The 23,887-nt window shown below is 73.8% G+C and carries 20 protein-coding genes; 7 read left to right on the top strand and 13 right to left on the bottom strand.

Translation table 11 applies throughout. The features are described 5' to 3' along the window. The first annotated feature begins 10 nt into the window (after nucleotides 1–10). From FHX78_RS09070 to FHX78_RS09085, 4 genes are read left to right on the top strand one after another with little or no spacing between them, the layout of a single operon-like run. A complete protein-coding gene (locus FHX78_RS09070; protein WP_145866941.1) occupies nucleotides 11–1,084 on the top strand; it encodes an ABC transporter permease in 1,074 nt (357 codons plus the stop codon). Further along, nucleotides 1,081–1,995, top strand: coding sequence for an ABC transporter permease (locus tag FHX78_RS09075; RefSeq protein WP_145866942.1), 915 nt, complete (start codon nucleotides 1,081–1,083; stop codon nucleotides 1,993–1,995). The genes FHX78_RS09070 and FHX78_RS09075 overlap by 4 nt, the downstream gene beginning before the upstream one ends. Continuing rightward, complete coding sequence (locus FHX78_RS09080) at nucleotides 1,992–3,140, top strand: ABC transporter ATP-binding protein (protein ID WP_229924200.1); 1,149 nt, start codon at nucleotides 1,992–1,994, stop codon at nucleotides 3,138–3,140. Before FHX78_RS09075 ends, FHX78_RS09080 begins: the two co-directional genes overlap by 4 nt. After that, on the top strand, nucleotides 3,137–4,123 hold the full coding sequence (locus FHX78_RS09085) for an oligopeptide/dipeptide ABC transporter ATP-binding protein (protein ID WP_145866943.1): 987 nt from the start codon (nucleotides 3,137–3,139) through the stop codon (nucleotides 4,121–4,123). The genes FHX78_RS09080 and FHX78_RS09085 overlap by 4 nt, the downstream gene beginning before the upstream one ends. Nucleotides 4,124–4,129: 6 nt before the next feature. Here the strand turns inward: FHX78_RS09085 and FHX78_RS09090 are convergent, their stop codons facing one another. The 9 genes from FHX78_RS09090 to rimP form a co-directional block, all read right to left on the bottom strand. Further along, a complete protein-coding gene (locus FHX78_RS09090) occupies nucleotides 4,130–5,083 on the bottom strand; it encodes a bifunctional riboflavin kinase/FAD synthetase (protein ID WP_145866944.1) in 954 nt (317 codons plus the stop codon). Between the two features lie 216 nt (nucleotides 5,084–5,299). Continuing rightward, complete coding sequence (locus tag FHX78_RS09095) at nucleotides 5,300–8,896, bottom strand: trypsin-like peptidase domain-containing protein (protein ID WP_145866945.1); 3,597 nt, start codon at nucleotides 8,894–8,896, stop codon at nucleotides 5,300–5,302. Between the two features lie 251 nt (nucleotides 8,897–9,147). Continuing rightward, nucleotides 9,148–10,053 carry a tRNA pseudouridine(55) synthase TruB gene (gene truB / locus FHX78_RS09100; protein ID WP_145866946.1) on the bottom strand — a complete coding sequence of 302 codons (906 nt, stop codon included), beginning with the start codon at nucleotides 10,051–10,053 and terminating at the stop codon, nucleotides 9,148–9,150. Further along, on the bottom strand, nucleotides 10,050–10,499 hold the full coding sequence (gene rbfA / locus FHX78_RS09105) for a 30S ribosome-binding factor RbfA (protein WP_145866947.1): 450 nt from the start codon (nucleotides 10,497–10,499) through the stop codon (nucleotides 10,050–10,052). Before rbfA ends, truB begins: the two co-directional genes overlap by 4 nt. A gap of 49 nt (nucleotides 10,500–10,548) precedes the next feature. Further along, the gene (locus FHX78_RS09110; protein ID WP_073941243.1) at nucleotides 10,549–10,842 is read right to left on the bottom strand and encodes a DUF503 domain-containing protein; all 294 of its coding nucleotides are present in this window, start codon (nucleotides 10,840–10,842) and stop codon (nucleotides 10,549–10,551) included. Between the two features lie 195 nt (nucleotides 10,843–11,037). Further along, on the bottom strand, nucleotides 11,038–14,124 hold the full coding sequence (infB, locus tag FHX78_RS09115; RefSeq protein WP_145866948.1) for a translation initiation factor IF-2: 3,087 nt from the start codon (nucleotides 14,122–14,124) through the stop codon (nucleotides 11,038–11,040). Between the two features lie 183 nt (nucleotides 14,125–14,307). Beyond that, nucleotides 14,308–14,589 (bottom strand): YlxR family protein, encoded by a 282-nt coding sequence (locus tag FHX78_RS09120; RefSeq protein WP_145866949.1) that lies wholly within the window; start codon nucleotides 14,587–14,589, stop codon nucleotides 14,308–14,310. 101 nt (nucleotides 14,590–14,690) lie between these two features. Then, nucleotides 14,691–15,701: a transcription termination factor NusA gene (nusA, locus tag FHX78_RS09125; RefSeq protein WP_145866950.1), complete on the bottom strand. Its 1,011-nt coding sequence runs from the start codon at nucleotides 15,699–15,701 to the stop codon at nucleotides 14,691–14,693. A gap of 2 nt (nucleotides 15,702–15,703) precedes the next feature. After that, on the bottom strand, nucleotides 15,704–16,225 hold the full coding sequence (gene rimP, locus FHX78_RS09130; protein ID WP_145866951.1) for a ribosome maturation factor RimP: 522 nt from the start codon (nucleotides 16,223–16,225) through the stop codon (nucleotides 15,704–15,706). Between the two features lie 207 nt (nucleotides 16,226–16,432). Here rimP and FHX78_RS09135 point away from each other — a divergent pair, with 207 nt between their 5' ends. Genes FHX78_RS09135 through FHX78_RS09145 form a run of 3 tightly spaced genes read left to right on the top strand, consistent with a single transcriptional unit; the run spans nucleotide 16,433 to nucleotide 18,384 of the window. After that, nucleotides 16,433–16,960 carry a hypothetical protein gene (locus FHX78_RS09135; RefSeq protein WP_145866952.1) on the top strand — a complete coding sequence of 176 codons (528 nt, stop codon included), beginning with the start codon at nucleotides 16,433–16,435 and terminating at the stop codon, nucleotides 16,958–16,960. After that, complete coding sequence (locus tag FHX78_RS09140; RefSeq protein WP_145866953.1) at nucleotides 16,957–17,430, top strand: ferritin-like domain-containing protein; 474 nt, start codon at nucleotides 16,957–16,959, stop codon at nucleotides 17,428–17,430. Before FHX78_RS09135 ends, FHX78_RS09140 begins: the two co-directional genes overlap by 4 nt. A 48-nt stretch (nucleotides 17,431–17,478) precedes the next feature. After that, on the top strand, nucleotides 17,479–18,384 hold the full coding sequence (locus FHX78_RS09145) for an aminoglycoside phosphotransferase family protein (protein WP_145866954.1): 906 nt from the start codon (nucleotides 17,479–17,481) through the stop codon (nucleotides 18,382–18,384). Nucleotides 18,385–19,201: 817 nt separating this feature from the next. Here the strand turns inward: FHX78_RS09145 and FHX78_RS09150 are convergent. The 4 genes from FHX78_RS09150 to ispG all read right to left on the bottom strand — a co-directional run bounded on the left by FHX78_RS09150 (nucleotide 19,202) and on the right by ispG (nucleotide 23,720). Beyond that, entirely contained in the window at nucleotides 19,202–20,902 is a 1,701-nt protein-coding gene (locus FHX78_RS09150; RefSeq protein ID WP_145866955.1) for a proline--tRNA ligase, read from the bottom strand. A 72-nt stretch (nucleotides 20,903–20,974) separates the two neighbouring features. Then, nucleotides 20,975–21,541 carry a GNAT family N-acetyltransferase gene (locus FHX78_RS09155; protein ID WP_145866956.1) on the bottom strand — a complete coding sequence of 189 codons (567 nt, stop codon included), beginning with the start codon at nucleotides 21,539–21,541 and terminating at the stop codon, nucleotides 20,975–20,977. A 27-nt stretch (nucleotides 21,542–21,568) separates the two neighbouring features. After that, on the bottom strand, nucleotides 21,569–22,417 hold the full coding sequence (locus FHX78_RS09160) for a GNAT family N-acetyltransferase (protein WP_145866957.1): 849 nt from the start codon (nucleotides 22,415–22,417) through the stop codon (nucleotides 21,569–21,571). Nucleotides 22,418–22,562: 145 nt separating this feature from the next. Further along, complete coding sequence (ispG, locus tag FHX78_RS09165; RefSeq protein ID WP_145866958.1) at nucleotides 22,563–23,720, bottom strand: flavodoxin-dependent (E)-4-hydroxy-3-methylbut-2-enyl-diphosphate synthase; 1,158 nt, start codon at nucleotides 23,718–23,720, stop codon at nucleotides 22,563–22,565. Nucleotides 23,721–23,887 lie beyond the last annotated feature (167 nt).

The following is a 23,887-nucleotide window of genomic DNA, read 5'->3' on the forward strand; positions in this document are numbered from 1 at the left end:
ACGGGGACCCATGACCTCCGACGCGACATCCGCATCCGCCGGCGGGGGCACGGAGGCCGCCGCCGGTCCGCCGAAGGACGGGCCGGCGGCGGTCGGCGGCCGTGTCACCACCGCCTACCCCCGGTACGTGGCGGGCAAGGTGGCCGGAGCCGCCGTGTCCCTCCTCGCCGTCCTCGTCACCAGCTTTTTCCTCTTCCGGCTGATCCCCGGCGACCCGGTGAAGTTCATGACCGGGGGCCGGCAGGTCTCGGCCGAGCAACTGGCAATGTACCGCGAGCAGTTCGGGCTGGACCTGCCGCTGTGGCAGCAGTTCACCGACTACTGCGGCAAGGCGCTGACCGGCGATCTGGGGACGTCGTACCAGTTCAACGCGCCCGTGGTCGACAGGATGGGCGAGGCGTTGCCGAACACCCTGCTGCTCACCGGTACCGCCTTCGTCCTCTACACGGTGCTCGGCGTCGTCCTCGGCACCCGGTCCGCCTGGCGGCACGGGCGGCTCGGGGACCGGATCGGCACGGGGCTGGCGCTGACCCTGTACTCCCTGCCCTCCTTTTGGCTGGGGCTGCTGCTGATCATCACGCTGTCGGTGGGGATCGGTCCGCTGCCGGGCCTGTTCCCGACCGGTGGTATGGAGTCCGGTGGCGAGGAGGGCTTCGCGTACGTCCTCGACGTGGCGCACCACCTGGTCCTTCCGGTGGTGACGCTGGTGGCCGTCGAGTACGGGCAGACGCTGCTGGTGACACGGGCGGCGCTGCTGGACGAGATGGGCAGCGACTATTTGACCACCGCGCGGGCGAAGGGGCTGCGCGACGACCTCGTACGGCGCCGGCACGCCGTGCCCAACGCGCTGCTGCCGACCGTGACGCTGATCTTCATCAACCTCGGGCGGACCGTGGCCGGGGTGATCCTGGTGGAGACGGTCTTCTCCTGGCCGGGTCTGGGCGGGCTGTTCTACCAGGCGTTGAGCGTGCCCGATCTGCCGCTGGTGCAGGGGCTGTTCCTCGTGTTCGCCGCCGCGGTGATCGTGATGAACACGCTCGCCGACCTCGTGTACCCGCTGTTCGATCCCCGGGTGGGCCGATGACGAGCGAGAAGGGTCCGGCCGCGCGCCCCCGCGCCCTGGCGTGGCAGCGGCGCCGGGCCTCGGCGGTGCGGTTCTGGCGGCAGTACCGTACGCACCGGGCGGGCGTCCTCGGTCTGGCGGTGCTCGCCCTGTTCGCGCTGCCGGCCCTGGCCGCTCCGCTGCTCGTCGGCTCCGACGTGGCCGATGTGACCGACGCGCCGGGCCGTCCGCTGGAGCGCCCGAGCCCCGAACTCCCGCTGGGCGCCGACCGGTTCGGGCGCAGTCTGCTCGGCCTGGTGGTCTGGGGCGCGCGGGTGTCGCTGCTGGTGGGGCTGCTGGCCGCGGTGCTGTCGGTGGCGATCGGCTTGGTGATCGGGGTGACGGCGGGGCACTTCCGCGGCTGGTACGCGACGGTGCTGATGCGGATCACCGACTGGTTCCTGGTGATGCCGACGCTGGTGCTGGCGATCGCGCTGGCCACGGTGATGTCCCGCTCGCTGCTGACGATCGTCGTGGCGATCGGGGTGACGACCTGGCCGACGACGGCCCGGCTGGTGCGGGCACAGACGCTGGCCGTGGAGACCCGGCCGTACATCGAGCGGGCGCGGGCGCTCGGCGGCGGGCACTGGCACATCATGACCCGGCACGTGCTGCCCAACGTGATGCCGCTGGTGCTGGCCCAGACGACACTGATCATCTCCTCGGCGATCCTCGCGGAGGCGACGCTGGCCTTCCTGGGGCTCGGTGATCCGACCGTGGTGTCGTGGGGCGGGCTGTTGCAGGACGCCCGCGAGGCGGGCGCGGTCAGTGCCGGGCACTGGTGGTACCTGGTGCCGCCGGGCATCGCCATCGCCGTGGTGGCGCTGGCGTTCACCCTGTGCGGGCGGGCCGTGGAGTCCGTCCTCAACCCGCGGCTGGGGGTGTCCCGTTGAGCCTGCTCGACGTCAGGGGACTGACGGTGACGTACGCGGACGGGGCGGCGGCCGTGCGCGGGGTCGACCTGCGCCTGGACGCGGGCCGCAAGCTGGGGGTCGCCGGGGAGTCGGGGTGCGGCAAGTCCACGCTGGCCCTGGCCCTGCTGCGGCTGCTGCCCGCGGGGACCCGGGTCGGCGGCGAGATCCTGCTGGACGGCGAGGACGTGCTGGCCATGAAGTGGGGCCGGGTACGGGCGGTCCGCTGGGCCGGTGCCTCCATCGTGTTCCAGGGGGCCATGCACTCCCTCAACCCCGTGCGGCGCGTCGGCGACCAGATCGCCGAGCCGATCCTGCTGCACCGCAGGGCGACTCCCGCCGGGGCGCGGAGGAGGACCGGGGAACTGCTGGAGCAGGTCGGCCTCCCGGCCGCCCGCGGGTCGGCCCATCCGCACGAACTGTCCGGCGGGCAGCGCCAGCGCGTCATGATCGCCATGGCGCTGGCCTGCGACCCCCGGCTGATCATCGCCGACGAGCCGACGACCGCGCTCGATGTGATGATCCAGGCGCAGATCCTGCGGCTGATCGAGCAGGTGGTCGCCGACCAGGACGTCGGGCTGATCATGATCAGCCACGACCTGGCGGTCCTCGCGGACACCTGTGACCGGCTCGCGGTGATGTACGCGGGCCGGGTCGTCGAGGAGGGCCCCGCCCGGCGGGTCCACGAGGACGCCCGTCATCCGTACGCCCGGGCGCTGTCGGCCGCGTTCCCGCGCATCGGCGACCCGGCGTCGCGCTTCGCGCCGCGCGGTCTGCCCGGCGATCCGCCGGACCCGTCGGCGCTGCCGGCGGGCTGCGCCTTCCATCCGCGGTGCCCGGTGCCGCTCGACTCCTGCGCCGTGGAGGACCAGCCGCTGCGGGACGCGGGACCGGACCGCCGCGCGGCGTGCGTACACGTCACCGCACAGGACCGGGCCCCCGCGCAGGACCGGGCCCCCGGTCGGGCCCGGGACACCGATCAGCCCCCGGACACCGGTCGGAGCTGGGCCGGGGACTCGGGCGGGAGCGGGGATCGGGACACGCCCCCGGCCGGACCACACGACACCGTCGGAGACACCTCCCACGCCCCGGACTCCCCCGAGGAAGCGAGGCGCCCCGCCCCATGACCACCTCCTCCCCCCTCCTCAGCGCCCGGGGCGTACGGGTCTCCTTCCCCGGCCGCCACGGCGCCCCCGCCGCCCGGGCCGTGGACGGTGTCGACCTCGACATCCGCTCCGGGGAGATCGTCGCCCTGGTCGGTGAATCGGGCTGCGGCAAGACGACGCTGGCCCGCGCCCTGCTGGGCCTGGTCGAGCCGGCCGCGGGGCGGGTCGCCTTCGACGGGCGGCCGCTGGAGTACTCCGGCCGGGCGCTGAAGGCGTACCGCAGGCGCGCGCAGCTGGTGTTGCAGGATCCGAGCGGCTCGCTCAATCCGCGGCACACGGTGTACGACGCCGTCGCCGAGGGACTGCGGATCCACGGCTACGGCGGTGACGAGCGGGCCGCGGTCGCCGGGGCGCTGTCCCGGGCCGGGCTGCGGCCGCCGGAGCGGTTCTTCCTGCGGTATCCGCACGAGCTGTCCGGCGGTCAGCGGCAACGCGTGGTGATCGCGGGCGCGTTGGTGCTGGAGCCCGAACTCCTGGTCGCCGACGAGCCGGTGGCCTCCCTCGACGCGTCCGTGCGCGGCGAGATCCTGGCCCTGCTGCTGCGTCTGCGCACCGAACTGGGGCTGGCCGCGCTGGTGGTCACGCACGATCTCGGGCTGGCCTGGAACATCGCCGACCGGGTCGCGGTGATGTACCTGGGCCGGATCGTGGAGACGGGGGCGGTGGAGCAGGTCCTGACGGCTCCGAGGCATCCGTACACGCGGGCCCTGCTGTCCGTGCTGCCCGAGGCTCCGGGCGAGCCGGTGATCCTCACTGGCGAGCCACCGGATCCGGCCCGCGTGCCCTCCGGCTGCCGGTTCCACGCCCGCTGCCCGGTCCTGGCGGGCGGCGAGGCGGACCGCGCGGGGGTCGCCGGGGCGTGCCGCGGCCGGGATCCGGGGATCCTCGACGGGAGCGGCACGGCCCAGGTGGCGTGCCACTGGGCGCACGCCGGGACGGTCTGACCGGGGCTACGCCTTCTCGGCCGCGGCCACCAGTTCCTTGCAGCGCTCGACGTCCGCGGCCATCTGCTCCAGCAGCGCCTCCAGCGTGTCGAACTTGGCCTGGCCGCGCACGAAGGCGAGGAAGTCGACGGCGACGTGCAGCCCGTAGAGGTCGAGTCCGACGCGGTCGATGGCGTACGCCTCGACCGTGCGCTCGGTGCCGTCGAACTGGGGGTTGGTGCCGACGGAGATCGCGGCGGGCATGGCCTCGCCCTGGGCGTGCAACCAGCCGGCGTAGACGCCGTCGGCGGGGATCGCGGTGTGCGGGAGCGTCTCGACGTTGGCCGTGGGGAAGCCCAGGTCGCGGCCGCGCTGGGCGCCGCGGACGACCACGCCCTCCACGCGGTGGGGGCGGCCCAGGATCTCGGCGGCGCCCTCGACCGCGCCCTCGGCGACCAGGCGGCGGGTGAGCGTCGAGGAGAACGGCTCGCCGCCGCCGGCCTCTCCGGTCACGTACAGGTCGACGACCTCGACGTCGAAGTCGTAGACCCGGCCCTGCTCGGCGAGGAACTCCACGTTGCCGGCGGCCCGGTGGCCGAAGCGGAAGTTGGGGCCCTCGACGACCGCCTTGGCGTGCAGCTTGTCGACCAGGACCTTCACCACGAAGTCGGCCGCGGACAGCTTGGAGAACTCGGTGGTGAAGGGGAGGATCAGCACCGCGTCGACGCCGAGCCCGGCCATGAGTTCGGCGCGCCGGTGGTGCGGGGCGAGCAGCGGCGGGTGGCTGCCCGGGCGGACGACCTCGCTGGGGTGGGGGTCGAAGGTGACGACGACGGCGGGCACGCCGAGGGCCCGGGCGCGGTCCACGGCATGCCGGATGATCAGCTGGTGCCCGCGGTGGACTCCGTCGTAGGAACCGATGGTGACGACGCTGCGCCCCCAGTCCTGGGGGATGTCCTCCAAGCCACGCCAGCGCTGCACTGTGCCTGCTCCTTGTCGAAACCTCGTCGAGACCGAGTCCGTGGACCTATCCTGCGCAGCTCTAAGGGTGCCATGCCGCCTGCCCGGCGCCCGCATCGGCATCGGGGCTGTGACCGGGTGCACGCGCGCCCCGGCAACAGGGGAACGGCCGTCGTGCTGCCGGTGGCCCGCATCGACGGCATGGCGGCGGTGATCGGGTGCACCGTACGCCTTGGGTCAGGCGGGGACGGTCGTGTCCGCGAGGTGTCCGATCGTGCGGCGGGTGGCGGGGCCGACGAGCGTGTCCCACTCGCGCGGGGCGTCCGCCAGCCAGCCGGCCACGGCGGCGGCGAAGCCCGGGACGTGGCGGCCCAGGTCGGCCAGACAGTGGTCGAGGCGGGCGGCGCCCTCCGGGGTGCGGGCGAGCATCAGTCCGGTGCCGTGGACGAGGACGCGCAGCTCGGGACCGGTGGTGCGGGCGGCGGCCCGCAGCACCGCGTCCAGCACGCCGGGGTCGCTCTCGCGGGTGAGCAGGAGGTCGAGCAGTTCGCGGCGCAGCGGGCGGGAGGCCGGCGTGCCGGGGGCGGCGAGGACACCGGCGAGGGCCACCCGGAGCGGCTGCGGGCCGCCGTCCAGCAGCCCGGCGATCAGGCTCCGGAGGACCGCACGGTCGGCGGGGCCCCGGTCGAGCCGCCGGTCGGCGTAGGCGGCGACGTGCCCGGTCAGTTCCGGCCGCCGCTCCACGGACTCCCGCAGGAGTGCGGCGACCGGGCGGGCCAGGGCGGGGGTGGTGGCGTCGGCGAGGGTGCGCAGCGTCCGGCCCGCGTCCGCCCCGGCCAGCCGCGCCCGGAAGGCGTCGAGCACGGGCTCCGGGTGGGTGGCGAGGGCGTCGGTCAGGGCGCTCGGCGGGAGGTGCGGGTCACCGGCCGCGAAGTGCTCCAGGGCGCGCGGGAGGTGCCGGTCCCTGCTCTTCGGGTCGCGGACGAGGAGGGCGAGCGCGGCCCCGTGCAGCGCGCGGTCGGCACTGCGGACGAGCACGGCGAGCGCCGCGTACCGCAGCAGGGTGCGGTCGGTGTCGTCGCGTACGTGGGGTGCGACCCGCAGTCCGTAGGTGAGCGCGGCGGCCCGGCGCGCGGGGCGTTCGTCCTGCGCCCACCGGTCGACGGCCCGGCAGAGCGCCGCCGGCTCCTCCTCCGCCAGCACGGTGAGCAGCTGGTCGGCCCGCCGGTGGGCGCTGTCGGCGAGCGCCTCGGTCAGCGCGTCCAGGGCCTGGTGCCGGTGGGTGTGCAGCAGCGCCTGCGCGGCCGTGGCCACGGTCGCGTGCGGGGTGGCGGGCAGCGGCCGGTCGTCCTCGAACCAGCGGACCAGGTACGGCAGTACGGTGACGGGGTCGGCGGCGAGCAGACCGGCGGTGGCGTCGAGGAAGCGGGGCCCGCTCTCGCACGGGGGGCCGTCGGCGTGGACCAGCCGGCGCAGCAGGGCGCAGCGTGCCTCCGGCGGCAGCCGCAGGCCGGTCCAGAAGGCGGGCCCCAGCTCCGGCCGCACCGCCCGCCGCTGCTCCCGCCAGGCCACGATGCGGTCGGTCAGCAGGTGCAGCACCTCGGTGTACGGGGTCGCGTCGGGCACGCGCGCGAGGGTGCCGGTGAGCAGGCGGGCGGCCCACCAGGCGTCGGGGCGGGCGTCCAGGGCGTGCGTCAGGTCCGCGAGGCGTGAGGCGAGGCGGGCGGTGCCGTGCTGGCGGGCGAGGAGCAGCAGGGCCTCGACGACGGGGCCGAGGCGGTGGTGGGCGACGGGGCCGGGGTCCTGCGGGGTGCGGTGGTCGTGGACCAGGGCGCGCAGGGCACCGTCGACGTCGAGGTGGCTGCCCTGGAGCCAGTCGGCGAGCTCCTCGTGGGCGAACCGGTATCCGGTCCCGGCCGGGACGAGGAGGCCCTCGGCCAGGACGGCCGCCGCCCAGCCGGTGCCGCCGCCGAGCCGGTCCGGAGCGGGGCCGGGCGGGAACACCGTCTCGAACGTCTGCCGGTCCAGGTCGCCCTGTCCGGTCCCGAGGCTGCGCCGGGCGGCCTCGTGCACCTGCCCGGCGACCTTGGCGGCCAGCCGGCGTACGGCGGTGCCGCGGAGCCCGTGCCCGGCGGCGAGGCGGGCGGCCACGCGCAGGCACATCAGGTCCAGGTGGGCCGAGAAGACCTGGTCGCGGCCGACGGGGACATCCGGAACGGCACTGGCAATGGCAATGGCACCGGGGTGATGCGGGGCGCACGATGCCGGGATGTCGCCGGTCCCCGTGGTCCCGCCGGTCCCCGGGGCCCCGTCGGCGAGGGCGGCCCGGACTTCGGCGAACAGCCGCAGGGTCAGCGGGTGCCGGGCGTCGGCGTCGGCCACGGCGCCCTCAGGGATGCCGAGGCGGGCGCGGGCCTGCCGGGCCTCCTCGGCGGTGAGGTCGCCGAGCGTCACGCACGGGGGCAGCCCGTCGGGTCCGTCGTCCCCGGCGTGCAGGGCCGCCTCCGGGAAGCCGGCCTCCTCCCAGTACTCCGGACGGCAGGCCACCGCCAGCCGTGCACCCGTCGCCCGCAGCCACCGCACGGTCGCGGCGGTCCATGCGGCACGGTGGTGGGCGGGGGCGGGCGGCATCTCCTCGGGGCCGTCGAGGAGCAGCAGCAGCGGGCGCCCGGCCGCGCGCGAGAGCTGGGCCAGGCGCTCCGGGCCGAGGTCGCCGAGGGCCTCGGCGGGGGCCGGGAACGGGGCGAGGGAGGCGGCGGCGCGTGCGGCGGCACGGTCCAGTGCCCGGCGGGCGGCGTCCGCGACCGAGCCGTCGTCCGCGCGCAGCTCGGCGCCGCGCAGCCACAGCGTGGGCAGCCCGGCGCGGCGACGGCGGGCGGCGAGCGCCGCGAGTTCCGTGGTGCGGCCGGAGCCGGGCGGTCCGACGAGGCCCAGTACAGGTGCCCCGCCCCGCTCGAACGCGGCGAGCTGTGCGAGGACGGCCGCCCGTGCGACGGGCTCCCCGGGTCCGGGCGGCCCGCCCCCTCCCGGCGAGGTGGCGGTGAGCGCCACGATCCCGGCGAGGTTGAGGTCGGTGCCGTACGCCGGGACCGTCGCCGCGTTCTCGGCGAGCACCGCGGCGAGGGCGCCTTCGTCGGCGACCCCCGGGAGCAGCGGTACGGCGAAGCCGACGTCGCGCTCGTCGGAGCGGAGGGCGGTGCCGAGGACGCCGAGCACGGTGCCGGTGGCGGCGTCGAGCACCGGGCCGCCGGCGGCCCCGCCGCCCAGGCGCAGGGCGTCGCGCCCCGCGGTGCCGACCGCCAGCTCCAGGGCGGCTTCGAGGGCGTGCGGACGGTCGGTGGCGGTGTAGGTCACGGCGCTCGTGCCGAGCACGCGCGCCTCCCGCCAGCCTCCGGCGGCGATCCGCACATAGGTGCCGGTCTCGATGTGCCCCCGCGTGGTGACGGGCAGCGGCGCGACCCCGAGCCCTTCGCTCCGGACGAGGGCCAGGTCGAGCCGGGGCAGCGGGGTCACCGCGTCGGCGCCCACCACGCGGCGGCGGTCCCCCGCGGCGGACAGCACGAGTCGGGGCAGACCGTCGACGGCCTCGTGGCTGGTGATGACCGTGCCGTGGTGGTCGGCGACGAAGCCGGTGCCGCGCGGGCGGCCGGCCAGGTCGTGGATCCGGACCAGGACGTCCGGGTGGCCCTGCGCGCCGGCCGAGTCACCTGAGCCCTGCGGCTCCCGGGAGTCCCGGCACTCCCCCGCACTCCCACCCCAACCGTCCCGGCGGTCCCCCGCGTCCCACCCGTCCTGCGCTTCCCGGGCTGCCCGGGGTCCGTTTCGCGACGGCATCGTCGAGCCTCCCGCCGTACATCCGTGCCCTTGTCCGTGACAGTAGGGCCGGGATGATCAGCGGGACAGATCGCTCGGTGAACGCGCCCCCTTCCGCTCCCCCGCTTCACTCCGAGCGCCCGCACTTACGGGTGAACGGAGCGGGGTGGGTGGATACACCCTAGGGGTGGGGGAACCGAGGGGGACCGTGGAGCGGCGGCATGTCCGTCCCCGTGACGCCGCTCCACGGACGGATCCGCGGTCCCTGTCCCTCAGACGAAGACGGCGAGGCTCTTGGCCTTGCCGCGGTGCTCCTCGACGAGGGCCAGGAAGCGCCCCTCGGGGTCGAAGACGGCCACGGCTCCGGAGCCCGCGTACTCCTCGGGCATCTCCAGCCGCACCCCGTTGGTGAGCAGCCGGGCCCGGCGGGTGTCGACGTCCCAGCGCGGGAAGGCGGCAGCGGCGGCCTCGGCGACCGGCATCACGGTCAGCTCCTGCTGGAGCTGGTCGAGGGTGCGGGCCGCGTCCAGCTTGTACGGGCCGACGCGGGTGCGCCGCAGCGCGGTCAGATGCCCGCCCACGCCCAGGTCGGCGCCCAGGTCCCGGGCGAGGGCGCGGATGTACGTGCCGGAGGAGCAGACGACGGAGACCACCAGGTCCAGCACGGCGGTGCCGTCCTCGGCGACGGCTTCCCGGACGTCGTACACGGAGAACGAGGAGACGGTGACCGGGCGCGCCGGGATGTCGAACTCCTCGCCCTCCCGGGCGCGCTTGTAGGAGCGCACCCCGTTGATCTTGATGGCGCTCACCTTGGACGGCACCTGCATGATGGCGCCGGTCAGCTTGGCGACGCCCGCGTCGACCGCCTCGCGGGTGACCCGGGACGCGTCCGTGGAGGAGGTGATCTCCCCCTCGGCGTCGTCGGTGACCGTGTTCTGCCCGAGCCGGACGGTGCCCAGGTACTCCTTCTCGGTCAGCGCGAGGTGGCCGAGGAGCTTGGTCGCCCTCTCCACGCCGAGGACGAGGACGCCCGTCGCCATCGGGTCGAGGGTGCCGGCGTGGCCGACGCGCCGGGTGCGGGCGATGCCGCGCATCTTGGCGACCACGTCGTGCGAAGTGAAGCCCGACGGCTTGTCGACGATGACAAGGCCGTCGGGCGTGGTGTGCTTCTGCGTCATTCGGCGGTGTCGTCCGTCTCGTCGTCGCCCGGCTTGCGGTACGGGTCGGCCTCGCCGGCGTACTTGGCGCCGGCGGACGCCTCGCGCACGGCGGCGTCGGACTGGCGCGCCTTGTCGAGGAGGTCCTCGATGCTGCGCGCGGTGTCCGGCAGTGCGTCCATGACGAAGGTCAGGGTCGGCGTGAACTTCACGCCCGCCGCACGGCCCACCTCGGAGCGCAGGACACCCTTGGCGCTCTCCAGACCGGCCGCGGCGGCCGTCCGTTCCTCGTCGTCCCCGTACACCGTGTAGAAGACGGTCGCCTCCCTGAGGTCACCCGTGACCCGGGTGTCCGTGATGGTGACGTGCGAGCCGAGCCGCGGGTCCTTGATCCCGCGCTGCAGCTTCTGGGCCACCACCTCTCGGATGAGGTCCGCCAGCCTTTTCGCCCGCGCGTTGTCGGCCACTGGTCCGTCTCCCGTTCTTTCCTGTGTGCGTATCTCTGGGCTGTGGTCGTCAGTCGTCTTCGCCGTGGAAGCGCCGCCTGACGGACAGCAGTTCCACCTCGGGGCGCCCGGCGACCAGCCGCTCGCACCGGTCCAGTACGTCGGTCAGATGCCCCGCGTCGCCGGACACCATGGCCAGGCCGATGACCGCCCTGCGATGGAGGTCCATGTGATCCACCTCGGCCGCGCTCACCGCGTACTTGCGCTGGAGCTCGGCGACGATCGGGCGGACGACGGAGCGCTTCTCCTTCAGCGACCGTACGTCGCCGAGGAGGAGGTCGAAGGACAGCGTCCCCACATACATGTGTGCAACCGGTTCACCCGCCGGTACGGGATCGATGGCCCCGCCATCCGTGGTGGGCAGGGACATCAGAACCGTACATCGAAGCGGGCGGGCCGATCGACGGATATTGCGCCCGGCGGAGGGCACCGGGACCCGTACACGCGCCGGCCGGCGGGACCCGGGTGGGTCCCGCCGGCCGGCACACGCCGTGGGGTGTTACACCCGCGGCTTCTCGCGCATCTCGTACGTCGCGATGACGTCGTCGACCTTGATGTCGTTGAAGTTTCCGAGGTTGATACCGCCCTCGAAGCCTTCGCGGATCTCGGTGACGTCGTCCTTGAAGCGACGCAGACCCTCGATGTTGAGGTTCTCCGCGATGACCTTGCCATCGCGCAGCAGGCGCGCCTTGGTGTTGCGCCTGACCTCGCCGGAGCGGATGAGCACACCCGCGATGTTGCCCAGCTTGGACGAGCGGAAGACCTCGCGGATCTCCGCCGTGCCGAGCTCGACCTCTTCGTACTCCGGCTTGAGCATGCCCTTCAGGGCCGCCTCGATCTCCTCGATCGCCTGGTAGATGACCGAGTAGTACCGGACGTCCACGCCCTCGCGCTCGGCCATCTGCTGTGCCCGCCCGGCGGCGCGCACGTTGAAGCCGATCACGATGGCGTCGGAGCCCATCGCCAGGTCGATGTCGGACTCCGTGACCGCACCGACGCCGCGGTGCAGGACGCGGATGTCGACCTCTTCGCCGACGTCCAGCTGGAGCAGCGAGGACTCCAGGGCCTCGACGGATCCGGAAGCGTCACCCTTGATGATCAGGTTCAGCTGCTGGACCTCGCCGGCCTTGAGCACCTTGTCCAGGTCCTCCAGCGACACGCGGCGCGTGCGCTTGGCGAACGCGGCGTTGCGCTCACGGGCGGCGCGCTTCTCGGCGATCTGACGGGCCGTACGGTCCTCGTCCACGACGATGAAGTTGTCGCCCGCACCCGGGACGTTGGTCAGGCCCAGGACCTGGACCGGCGTCGACGGGCCGGCCTCGGCGACGTTGTTGCCGTTGTCGTCGAGCATGGCGCGCACGCGGCCGTAGGCGTCGCCCACCACCATCGTGTCGCCGACCCGCAGCGTGCCTCGCTGGACGAGGACGGTCGCCACGGCACCGCGGCCGCGGTCGAGCCGGGACTCGATCGAGATGCCCTGCGCGTCCTGCGTGGGGTTGGCCCGCAGGTCGAGCGAGGCGTCCGCGGTGAGGATGACGGCCTCGAGGAGGCTGTCGATGTGCAGACCCTGCTTGGCGGAGATGTCGACGAACATGGTGTCGCCGCCGTACTCCTCGGCCACCAGGCCGTACTCGGTCAGCTGACCGCGCACCTTGGTCGGGTCCGCGCCCTCGACGTCGATCTTGTTGACCGCGACGACGATCGGGACGTCGGCCGCCTTGGCGTGGTTGAGCGCCTCGACCGTCTGCGGCATGACGCCGTCGTTGGCCGCGACGACCAGGATCGCGATGTCGGTCGACTTGGCACCACGGGCACGCATGGCGGTGAACGCCTCGTGGCCCGGGGTGTCGATGAAGGTGATCTTGCGATCCTCTTCGTTGACCTCGGTCGTGACCTGGTAGGCACCGATGTGCTGGGTGATGCCGCCGGCCTCGCCCGCGATGACGTTCGTCTTGCGGATGGCGTCGAGGAGGCGGGTCTTTCCGTGGTCGACGTGACCCATGACGGTGACGACCGGCGGACGGACCACCAGGTCCTCCTCGTCGCCCTCGTCCTCGCCGAACTCCAGGTCGAAGGACTCGAGCAGCTCGCGGTCCTCCTCCTCCGGGCTGACGATCTGAACGGTGTAGTTCATCTCGTCCGCGAGGAGCTGGAGCGTCTCGTCGGAGACGGACTGGGTCGCGGTGACCATCTCGCCGAGGTTCATCATGACCGCGACGAGCGACGCCGGGTTGGCGTTGATCTTCTCCGCGAAGTCGGTGAGCGAGGCACCGCGCGACAGGCGAATGGTCTCGCCGTTGCCGCGGGGCAGCATCACACCGCCGACCGACGGGGCCTGCATGGCCTCGTACTCCTGGCGCCTCTGCCGCTTCGACTTGCGACCGCGACGCGCGGGACCGCCGGGACGGCCGAAGGCGCCCTGCGTGCCACCACGGCCACCGGGACCGCCGGGACGGCCACCGAAGCCGGGACGGCCACCGCCGCCGCCGAAGCCGCCACCGCCGCCGCCGGGACGGCCGGCGAAGCCGCCGCCGCCACCGGGACGACCGGCACCGCCACCGCCGCCGCCGGGACGGCCGGCGAAGCCGCCGCCACCGCCGGGACGACCGGCACCGCCGCCGGGACGGCCCGGACCGCCCGGACCGCGGCCGCCGGGGCCGCCGGGGCCGGGACGCGGGCCGGCAGCGGGACGCTGCGGCATCATGCCGGGGTTCGGACGCGGACCGCCGGGGCCACCGCCACCGGGACGGGGACCGCCCTGCGGACGCGGCATCGAGCCCGGGGTCGGGCGCTGCCCGCCCGGAGCCTGCGGACGCGGACCGCCGCCCTGGCCACCGGGGGCCTGGGGACGGGGACCGCCGCCGGGGGCACCGGGACCGCCGGGACGCGCGCCCTGCGGACGCGGCGCCTGCGGGCGGGCCATACCGGTGGAGCCACCGGAGGTGAAGGGGTTGTTACCCGGACGCGGACCGGCCGGGCGGGCACCCGGACGCGGGGCTCCGCCGCCGGGACGCTGACCCTGGCCGGCCGGACGACCCTGACCGCCGCCCTGACCCTGGCCCTGACCGGCGGGACGACCGCCGGGCTTGGGGGCGCCGGGACGCGCGGCGGGCTTGGCACCGGAGGGAGCCGGGGCCGCCGCCGCGGGCGGGGCCTGGAACTCCGGGGCCGCCGGAGCCGGACGCGGCGCGGGGCGCGGGCCCGGCGTCGGACGCTGACCGGAGGCCGCCGGCGCGGGAGCCGACGGAGCCGCCGGCGGCTGGGCCGCGGCGGGCTTGGGCGCGGCCGGCGGCTTGGGGGCAGCCGGACGCTCACCCGCGGCCGGAACGGCGCGGGAGGGACCCCCACCCTGCGCCGGGGACGGCGCGGCGGGCCTCGGGGCGGCCTTCCGGGGCGCACCGGGCTTGGCAGCGGACTTGCCGTTGCCCCCGCCCTGGAACGCGTCGGTCAGCTTGCGTACTACGGGCGCTTCGATGGTCGAAGACGCCGAACGGACGAATTCACCGAGTTCCTGGAGCTTGGCCATGACGACCTTGCTCTCCACACCGAACTCCTTGGCGAGTTCGTAGACCCGGACCTTAGCCACTTCGCTCCTTTGAGGTCCGGGTTGCGTCCGGACCGTCGCTAGTTCATGGGCGTACTCATCGCGTACTCATCGAGTGCTCATCGCAATCTCGACCTGCTTTCGACTCGCGAGGTACCAGACCGCACGGCGGGTTCCGTACGGCATGTTCTTACGTGTTGCCTGCCCAGCGGGCGGAGCCGCTGCTCAGCAACCTTGTGCCTGCTCGACGTAGCGGCGCAACGCCTTTACGTCGAGCGGTCCCGGGACGCGGAGCGCCCGCGGAAACGCCCTGCGGCGCACTGCCTGGTCGAGACAGACCGGGACGGGGTGCACGTAAGCACCCCGGCCGGGCAGCGTACCGCGAGGATCCGGGACGCACGCGTCCTCGATCACCACGATCCGCAGCAGCTCGTTCTTGACCGCTCGCTCCCGGCACCCCACGCAGGTGCGCTCAGGGCATACGCCAGCTCGTGTCCGGCCAGACACTCCTTAGTCTACCTCCCCGGACCGACCTCACCCTTTCGGGGCAAGAATCGAACACTGCCGCGAGCAAACCTGTCGTGATCTCAGCGGCCCACGGCCTGGATCTATTCCCCGGCCCGTTCCCGGTTCTGGTCCCCGGTCGGCTCCGTGTCCGGCCGGATGTCGATCCGCCAGCCGGTCAGACGGGCGGCGAGACGGGCGTTCTGCCCTTCCTTGCCGATCGCCAGGGACAGCTGGTAGTCGGGCACGGTGACCCGGGCGGAGCGGGCCGCCATGTCGACGACCTCCACCTTGGAGACCCGGGCCGGCGACAGGGCGTTGGCCACCATCTCGGCCGGGTCGTCGGACCAGTCGACGATGTCGATCTTCTCGCCGTTCAGCTCGCCCATCACGTTGCGCACCCGGCCGCCCATGGGGCCGATGCAGGCACCCTTGGCGTTCAGGCCGGAGCGGGTGGAACGGACGGCGATCTTCGTGCGGTGACCGGCCTCACGGGCGATCGCGGCGATCTCCACGGAACCGTCGGCGATCTCCGGCACCTCCAGGGCGAACAGCTTCTTCACCAGGTTGGGGTGGGTGCGCGACAGGGTCACGGAGGGGCCGCGCACGCCCTTGGCCACCCGGACGACGTAGCTGCGCAGCCGCAGGCCGTGCGGGTAGGTCTCGCCGGGCACCTGCTCCTGCACCGGCAGGATGGCCTCCAGCTTGCCGATGTCGACCAGGACGTTCTTCGGGTCGCGGCCCTGCTGGACCACGCCGGTGACGATGTCGCCCTCGCGGCCGGCGTACTCGCCGAGCGTCGCGTCGTCCTCGGCGTCGCGCAGGCGCTGCAGGATGACCTGCTTGGCCGTGGTGGCGGCGATACGGCCGAAGCCGGACGGGGTGTCGTCGAACTCGCGGGGGGCCTGGCCCTCCTCGAGGTCCTCGGGGTCCTCCTTCGCCCACACGGTCACATGTCCGGTCTCCCGGTTGAGCTCCACGCGCGCGTGCCGGCGGCTTCCCTCGGTGCGGTGGTAGGCGATGAGGAGGGCCGACTCGATCGCCTCGACCAGCAGGTCGAAGGAGATCTCCTTCTCCCGTACCAAGCCCCGCAGGGCGCTCATGTCGATGTCCACGGCTACGCCTCCTCTTCCTTCTTGTCGTTCTTCTTGTCGGACGCGTCGTCCTTGCGGTTGAACTCGACCTGGACGCGCGCCCTGGTGATGTCGTCGAAGGCGAGTCTGCGCGTGGTGGCCTTGCGGCCCTTCACTCCCGGTACCTCGAGGTCCAGGCCGTCGTCGCCGGCCTCGATGATCCTGGCGACCAGTTCGCCGCCCTCGGCCAGCTGGAACCGCACCAGGCGGCCGGTGGCGCGTACGTAGTGCCGGTGCTCGGTGAGGAGGCGTTCCGCGCCGGGGGTGCCCACCTCCAGGGTGTACTCCCCGCCGCCCATCGCGTCCGTCTCGTCGAGCTTCGCCGAGAGCACGCGGCTCACATCGGCGATCCGGTCCAGGTCGGCACCGGTGTCGGAGTCGACGACGACGCGCAGCACACGCTTGCGGCCGACCGCGTCCACGGCGATCTCCTCGAGATCGAGGCCCTGGGAGCTGACGAGCGGTTCCAGAAGTGTTCGAAGCCTCTCGCTCTGGGTGGTGCTCATCCGGGTGACTCCTCGGCCGCGTGTGCTGTTGTGGATCGGTGCGCGTGTCTGCACAAAGGGTATCCGGTCGCGGAGGGTGTTGCCGTCCACCGGTCACGGAGGGTGCCGCTGACCGCTGCCGGGCGGGCTCCCGGGTACCGTGATCACGGGCCAGCGGGCCCGTTCGCTTCGTCGCCCCGTTCGTTCGAGCCCCCGAGGACGTCTGCCGTGTCGTTCCCCTCGTCTCCGCGCGCCCGTTCGGGGCCGCGCAGAAGGAGTCTGCTCGCCGTCGCTCCGGCGGCCCTGCTGGTGGCGGGCTGTTCCGCCGGCTCCGGCACCTCCGGCGCCTCCGGCGGCAGCCGCCCCTCGGCCGCCGACCGGGAACGGGCGCGCGCGGCCCGGGACAGCAGGGCGCTGGCCGAGCGGTACGACGCGGTCGTCGCCGCGCACCCGAAGCTGGCGGAGCGGCTGCGTCCACTGCGCGCGGAGGTCGTACGGCACGCGCAGGCGTTCGAGGACGAGGGGAAGGAGTCGCCCTCCCCCTCGGCGTCGGTCTCCCCCTCGGCCTCCCCCGCGGCCGTCGTGCCCGCGAAGGAGAAGGACGCCCTCGCCGAACTCGCCGCCGCCGAGCGGGAGATCGCCGACCGGCGGGCGAAGGCGCTGCTGGCCGCGCCGGGCGAGCTGGCCCGGCTGCTGGCCTCGGTGGCCGCGGCCGGTGCCGCACACGTGTATCTGCTGACGGAGGCGGGCCGATGAGCGAGGCGCGGGACAAGCAGGACAAGGAGTTGCGGGCCCTCCAGGCGGCCCTGGCGGCGGAGCACGCGGCGGTGTACGGCTACGGGGTCGTCGGCGGGCGGATCGGCAAAGAGCGGCGCACCGAGGCACGTACGGCGTACGACGCGCACCGGGCGCGCAGGGACGCGCTGGCGCGCGCGGTCGAGGACGCGGGCGGTGAGCCCGTCGCCGCCGCGGCCGGCTACGCGCTGCCGTTCCCGGTGCCGGACGCGGCCGCGGCGGTCCGGCTGGCCGCGGAGCTGGAGGACAGGGTGGCCGGGGTGTACGCCGACCTGGTGCGCGACGGTACGGGTGAGCGGCGCCGGGGCGCCGCCGAGGCGATGCGGGAGGCGGCGGTGCGGTCGGTGCGCTGGACGGGCGGGAGCGTAGCCTTCCCTGGGCTCGCCGAGCGGGGCGGTACGGCTTCGGGGTCCCCGGCGCCGACGGCGTGACGGAGGGCGGCTGGCGCCGCGTACAGCAGGAAGGGAACGGACTCGCGCATGGTTTTCGAACCGCCGCAGCGTCTGGTGAGGGCGCTCGGTGAGACGGCGCCCGAGGGCGACGACTGGCTGGAGAAGCTGCCGGAGGTGGCGCGCGGGGCCGTCGCACAGCGCGAGTTGACCGTGGAGCGGGTGCAGGTGCCGGGCGGGCGCAGCAGCCTGGTCGTGCTGGTGCGCACGGCCGACGGCACGCCCGCCGTGCTGAAGCTGGCGCCGCGCCGGGCCCGCCCGGAGAGCGAGCGGGCCGCGCTGGCGCACTGGGGTGGCCGGGGAACGGTCCAGTCGCTGGAGCCGGCCTCTTCCGGCACCGAGGGCGTCCTGCTGCTGGAGCGGCTGCATCCGGATGTGTCGGTGCGGTCGCTGCCGGAGGCGAAGGCGTTGTTGGAGGCTGCGGGGACGCTGCGCCGGCTCTGGGTGGATCCGCCGGAGGGGCACGCCTTCGAGACGGTGGCCGAGCGGACCGGGCGGCAGGCGCGGGCGATGCGGGCGGGCGCGGCGGCCGACCCGGAGGTCGCGCCGCTGGTGGAGGCGGCGCTGGCCGCGCGCGAGGAGCTGCTGGCCGCGCCGCCGGAGCGGAAGCTGCTGCACGGCACGTTCCGGCAGAGCAAGGTGCTCGCCGGGGAGCGGATGCCGTGGCTGGCGGTGGGGCCGGATCCGGTGGTCGGCGAGTGCGCCTTCGACCTGGCCCGGCTGGTCCGGGACCGGGTGGAGGACCTCATCGCCCAGCCGTCCGGTGCGGCGACGACCCGCCGCCGGGTGAAGCGCCTCGCGGAGTCCCTGGAGGTCGACCGGGAGCGCCTGGCCGGCTGGACCCTGTTCCGCGCGGTGGAATCGGGCGTACGGGCCCGCCGCGTCGGCCGCGCACAGGACGCGGAGTTGTTGCTGGAGTTCGCGGGCTGGCTCTAGGACGGGCCCGCACCTCCGCCGGCCATCGCGGTGGGGCACCAGCCATCCCGGTCGGGTGCCGGCCGTCCCGGTAGGGCGTCGGCTGTCCCGATCCGGCACCAACCGTCCCGGCAGGGAGCCGGTCGCCTGGGTCGGTCACCAGCCATCCCGGTCGCACGCCGGCTGTCCCGGTAGGGAGCCGGTCGCCCCGGTCGGGCACCGCCCGGAACGCTTCCCGACCGGAACAAGCGGCCGCGACGCCGGAGACCGCGTCGGCCCCACCTGTCCGGAAGCCGCGCGGACGCACGTTGCGCCCTACGCAGGAGCGCCGCTGCGGGGCGGGCGCGGGTGCCGAGTGAGCACCGGGTGTCGGCGCGCGGGCCGGCGTGCACGCGGCCCTGAGTGATGGGCGGGTGGTGGGCCCGGGGCGGGTGGTGAGCCCGGAGGGCCACATCCCGGGGCGGGTTGCTGGGTCCGGGGGGGTGCCTCCCGGGGCAGGTGGTGAGCCCGGAGGGCCACATCCCGGGGGCGCGTACTGGGCCCTCAGGGGGCCGCGTCACGGGACAGGTGCTGGGCCCGGGGGGCCACATCCCGAGGCGGGGGCTAACCCCGGGAGCCGCGTCACGGGACAGGTGCTGGGCCCGGGGGGCCACATCCCGAGGCGGGGGCTAACCCCGGGAGCCGCGTCACGGGACAGGTGCTGGCTCCGAGGGCCACATCCCGGGGCTCGGGGGTAGCCCGCGCGTGCGGGGTGCGCCCCAAGGGCGTGCGTGCGGGGTGGGGGCGGAGGGCCGGGCCCGTGCGGTGGCGGGGTGCCGCGCGGGCCCGGTGGGCCCAGTTACGCCGTCAGGCGGGCGATCGCTTCCTCGACCGACAGTTCCTCGCGCTCGCCGGTGCGGCGGTCCTTGAGTTCCACCACGCCCTCGGCCGCGCGGCGCCCGGCGACCAGGATGCGCGGGACGCCGATCAGCTCCGAGTCGGTGAACTTGACGCCCGGGGAGACACCCGGCCGGTCGTCGACCAGGACGCGGACGCCGGCGGCGGACAGCTTTTCGGAGACGTCGAGGGCGAGCTCGGTCTGCAGGGCCTTGCCCGCGGCGACCACGTGGACGTCGGCCGGGGCGACCTCCTGGGGCCAGCACAGGCCCTTGTCGTCGGCGGTCTGCTCGGCGAGGGCCGCCACCGCGCGGGAGACGCCGATGCCGTAGGAGCCCATGGTGACGCGGCCCGGCTTGCCGTTCTGGCCGAGGACGTCGAGCTTGAGGGCGTCGGCGTACTTGCGGCCCAGCTGGAAGATGTGGCCGATCTCGATGGCGCGGTCCAGCTTGAGGCCGGTGCCGCACTTGGGGCAGGGGTCGCCCTCCTGCACCACCACGACGTCCACGTACGCGTCGACCTCGAAGTCGCGCCCGGCGACGACGTTCTTCGCGTGCGTGTCGGCCTTGTTGGCGCCGGTGATCCAGGCGGTGCCCGGCGCGACGCGCGGGTCGGCGATGTAGGTCACCTTGCCCAGGCCCTGCGGGCCGACGTAGCCGCGCACCAGGTCGGGGCGGGCGGCGAAGTCGGCCTCGGTGACCATCTCCACCGTGGCGGGCGCGAAGTGCGCCTCCACCTTGTCCATGTCGACCTCGCGGTCACCGGGCACGCCCACGGCGACGATCTCGCCGTCGACCTTGACCAGCAGGTTCTTCAGCGTGGCCGAGGCGGGGACGCCGAGCTGGGCGGCGAGGGTCTCGATGGTCGGGGTGTCCGGGGTGGGGATGTCCTCGGCAGCCGGGACGCCCGCGGCGTCGACCGGCTTCAGCTCGTAGGCGACCGCCTCGGTGTTCGCGGCGAAGTCGCAGTTCGGGCAGTCCGCGAAGGTGTCCTCGCCGGCCTCGGCGGGCGCGAGGAACTCCTCGGACTTGGAGCCGCCCATCGCGCCGGCGGTCGCGGCGCAGATCCGGTAGTCGAGGCCGAGGCGCTCGAAGATCCGCTGGTAGGCCGCCCGGTGCAGGGCATAGGAGCGGGCGAGGCCCTCGTCCTCCAGGTCGAAGGAGTAGGAGTCCTTCATCAGGAACTCGCGGCCGCGCAGGATGCCGGCCCGGGGGCGGGCCTCGTCGCGGTACTTGCTCTGGATCTGGTAGAGGATGACCGGCAGGTCCTTGTAGGAGGACACCTGGTCCTTCACCATCAGGGTGAAGATCTCCTCGTGGGTGGGGCCGAGGAGGTAGTCGCCGCCCTTGCGGTCCTGGAGGCGGAACAGCTCGGGACCGTACTCCTCCCAGCGGCCGGTGGCCTCGTAGGGCTCACGCGGCAGCAGCGCGGGGAGCAGCACCTCCTGGGCGCCGATGGCGTCCATCTCCTCGCGGACGATGCGCTCCACGTTGGCGAGGACCTTCTTGCCGAGGGGCAGCCAGGTCCAGATGCCGGCGGCGGTGCGCCGTACGTAGCCGGCGCGGACGAGCAGCTTGTGACTGAGGACCTCGGCGTCTGCCGGGTCGTCGCGCAGCGTCTTCGCCATCAACTGGGACATGCGCTGGACCGGTGCGTTCGCCATGGTTCTCGTACTCCTGCTGCGTCTCGGTGATGACAGGAGGTTAGCCGGGCGGCCCGGGGCGGTGGAAATCGGTTATGGGCGCAGGAGCGGCAGGGGGGCGCCCATGACGGCGTAGGGCCTGGAGGCGCTGGGGAAATGGACCTGGCGGGCGAGGTCCTGGTAGCCGAGCGAGCGGTACAGGCGGCGGGCGGGGCTCTCGATGTCGATCGCGGAGAGGATCGAGCGGGGCTGGTCGGCGCCGTCGGTGATGGTGGTGATCAGGGCGCGGCCGATGCCGTGCTTCTGGTGCCGGGGGTGGACGTGCAGCTCGGTGATGACGAAGGAGTCGTCGAGCCAGTCCTCGTGGCCCCCGGCGCGCAGATAGGGCTCCACGACGGTGGACCACCAGTGGGTGCGGTCGTTGGGCATGCCGTAGACGAAGCCGACGAGCCGGCCCCGGGTGGTGGCGCCGAAGGCACGGGCGCCGGGGAAGGTCATGTGGCGCAGCACGATCTGCCGGCGCACGGCCACCTCGTCGGGGCCGAGCCCGAACGCCACCGCCTGTACCGCCAGCGCCTCGTCGACGTGGCCGGGGAGGTCGAGTGGGCCGATCACGATGTCGTCGGGGTGGTGACGGCCGTGACCCGGAAAGCGCAGCATGCGGGGGAGACTACAGGGCTCGCCCGGTCAGAAGAGGACGCTCATGAAGGCGCCGACCTCCTGGAAGCCCACCCTCTCGTACGTTCTGCGGGCGGGGGTGTTGAAGTCGTTGACGTAGAGGCTCACCACGGGGGCGATGTCCGTCAGGGCGTAGCGCAGGACGGCGGCCATGCCGGGGGCGGCGACGCCCTTGCCCCGGTGTTCGGGAGCCACCCAGACGCCCTGGATCTGGCAGGCGCGGCCGGTCGTGGCACCGATCTCGGCCTTGAAGACGACCTTGCCGTCGGCGTCGAAGCGGGCGAAGGAGCGGCCGGAGCCGACGAGTTCGGCGACCCGGGCCTGGTAGAGCAGGCCGCCGTCGCCGGCCAGCGGGGAGACGCCGACCTCCTCGGTGAACATCGCCACGCACGCCGGCATGATCGTCTCCAGCTCGTCCTTGCGGACGCGGCGCACGTACGGGTCCGGGGCGACGGTGTCGGGCATGCGGTCGGTGACCATGAGGGGCTGGTGGGTGCGGACCTCGCGGGCCGGGCCCCACTGGGGTTCGAGCAGTCGCCAGAGCGCCGAGGTGGCCTCGGCGGGGCCGACTATGGAGGAGCAGCGGCGGCCGGCGCGGCGGGCGCGGTCGGCGAAGGCGCGGACGGCCCGGGGGGTGGCGCAGATGGGCACCAGGTTGGCGCCGGCGTAGCACAGGGACGTCAGGACGCCCCCCTCGTACCAGCCCCACATCTCGCCGCCGAGCCGCCACGGGTCCAGGCCGGCGATCTGCACCCGGGCGGTCACGAAGGCGTTCGTGACCGGCTCGCGGTCGAGCACGGCGAGGGCGGCGTCCAGGTCACTCGGTTCGAGGACCCGGGATGTGGTCTGCGTCAACACGTGCGGGGCCTCACACACTGGGGTCTGCTGTTTTCCGCACTGTACCTGCGGAAGCCGGGCAGCGCCGCCCTGCTCCGGCCCGGGACGTGGTGCCTCGTCCGCGGCGCCGGGGGCCTTCGGCCCGGCCGGCGCCCTCGACGGTCCCTCAGCCCGCGACGGAGATCTCCGGCTCGCCCGAGGCCACGCCGTCCTTCTCCATCTGCTCGGCGATCTTCATCGCCTCTTCGATCAGCGTCTCCACGATCCTGGACTCGGGCACGGTCTTGATGACCTCGCCCTTCACGAAGATCTGCCCCTTGCCGTTGCCGGAGGCGACACCCAGGTCGGCCTCGCGGGCCTCACCCGGACCGTTGACGACACAGCCCATGACGGCGACACGGAGCGGGACCTCCATGCCGGTCAGACCGGCGGTGACCTCTTCGGCCAGCTTGTAGACGTCCACCTGCGCACGCCCGCAGGACGGGCAGGACACGATCTCCAGACCGCGCTCCTTCAGGTTCAGCGACTCCAGGATCTGGATGCCGACCTTGACCTCCTCGGCCGGCGGCGCCGACAGCGACACCCGGATCGTGTCCCCGATGCCCTGCGAGAGCAGCGCACCGAACGCCACCGCCGACTTGATCGTGCCCTGGAACGCCGGACCCGCCTCGGTCACACCCAGGTGCAGCGGGTAGTCGCACTGCTCGGCCAGCTGCCGGTACGCCTCGATCATCACGACCGGGTCGTTGTGCTTCACCGAGATCTTGATGTCCCGGAAGTCGTGCTCCTCGAAGAGGGACGCCTCCCACAGGGCGGACTCGACCAGCGCCTCGGGCGTCGCCTTGCCGTACTTCTGCAGCAGCCGCCGGTCCAGCGACCCCGCGTTCACGCCGATCCGGATCGGGGTGCCGTGGTCATTGGCCGCCCGGGCGATCTCCTTGACCTGGTCGTCGAACTTCTTGATGTTCCCCGGGTTCACCCGCACCGCCGCGCAGCCCGCCTCGATCGCCGCGAAGACGTACTTGGGCTGGAAGTGGATGTCCGCGATCACCGGGATCTGCGACTTGCGGGCGATCGTCGCCAGCGCGTCCGCGTCGTCCTGCGTCGGACACGCCACGCGGACGATCTGGCAGCCGGACGCCGTCAGCTCCGCGATCTGCTGGAGGGTGGCGCCGATGTCGGACGTACGCGTCGTCGTCATGGACTGCACGGACACGGGCGCGTCACCGCCCACCGCCACGGAGCCGACCTGGATCTGCCGGCTCTTGCGGCGCTCGGCGAGCTTGGTCGGAATGGACGGCATGCCGAGAGAAATCGCAGTCATCTGCTGTGCAACCCCAAGTCGTGGATCAAGGTCCGGCTCACCCGTGAGCAGCGGGCTCCGGGCTCCGAGATTACGGCAAGGGCCCACGCCCGAGCACATCGCGCCGGTAAACCCGCCCAAAGGACGACGGCCCGGAACGAAAGCGTTCCAGGCCGTCGTGAACGGAA

It is taken from the genome of Streptomyces capillispiralis, from assembly GCF_007829875.1.
Classification (GTDB): Bacteria; Actinomycetota; Actinomycetes; order Streptomycetales; family Streptomycetaceae; genus Streptomyces; species Streptomyces capillispiralis.

What these genes read in the sequence shown, in the direction of transcription:
- FHX78_RS09095 (WP_145866945.1), bottom strand. Translation starts at nt 8,896, where the DNA reads ATGCCGTCGCGAAACGGACCCCGGGCAGCCCGGGAAGCGCAGGACGGG.
- FHX78_RS09150 (WP_145866955.1), bottom strand. Translation starts at nt 20,902, where the DNA reads ATGGCGAACGCACCGGTCCAGCGCATGTCCCAGTTGATGGCGAAGACG.
- FHX78_RS09110 (WP_073941243.1), bottom strand. Translation starts at nt 10,842, where the DNA reads ATGTATGTGGGGACGCTGTCCTTCGACCTCCTCCTCGGCGACGTACGG.
- FHX78_RS09155 (WP_145866956.1), bottom strand. Translation starts at nt 21,541, where the DNA reads ATGCTGCGCTTTCCGGGTCACGGCCGTCACCACCCCGACGACATCGTG.
- ispG (WP_145866958.1), bottom strand. Translation starts at nt 23,720, where the DNA reads ATGACTGCGATTTCTCTCGGCATGCCGTCCATTCCGACCAAGCTCGCC.
- rimP (WP_145866951.1), bottom strand. Translation starts at nt 16,225, where the DNA reads ATGAGCACCACCCAGAGCGAGAGGCTTCGAACACTTCTGGAACCGCTC.
- FHX78_RS09070 (WP_145866941.1), top strand. Translation starts at nt 11, where the DNA reads ATGACCTCCGACGCGACATCCGCATCCGCCGGCGGGGGCACGGAGGCC.
- FHX78_RS09075 (WP_145866942.1), top strand. Translation starts at nt 1,081, where the DNA reads ATGACGAGCGAGAAGGGTCCGGCCGCGCGCCCCCGCGCCCTGGCGTGG.
- FHX78_RS09085 (WP_145866943.1), top strand. Translation starts at nt 3,137, where the DNA reads ATGACCACCTCCTCCCCCCTCCTCAGCGCCCGGGGCGTACGGGTCTCC.
- truB (WP_145866946.1), bottom strand. Translation starts at nt 10,053, where the DNA reads ATGACGCAGAAGCACACCACGCCCGACGGCCTTGTCATCGTCGACAAG.
- FHX78_RS09145 (WP_145866954.1), top strand. Translation starts at nt 17,479, where the DNA reads ATGGTTTTCGAACCGCCGCAGCGTCTGGTGAGGGCGCTCGGTGAGACG.
- FHX78_RS09140 (WP_145866953.1), top strand. Translation starts at nt 16,957, where the DNA reads ATGAGCGAGGCGCGGGACAAGCAGGACAAGGAGTTGCGGGCCCTCCAG.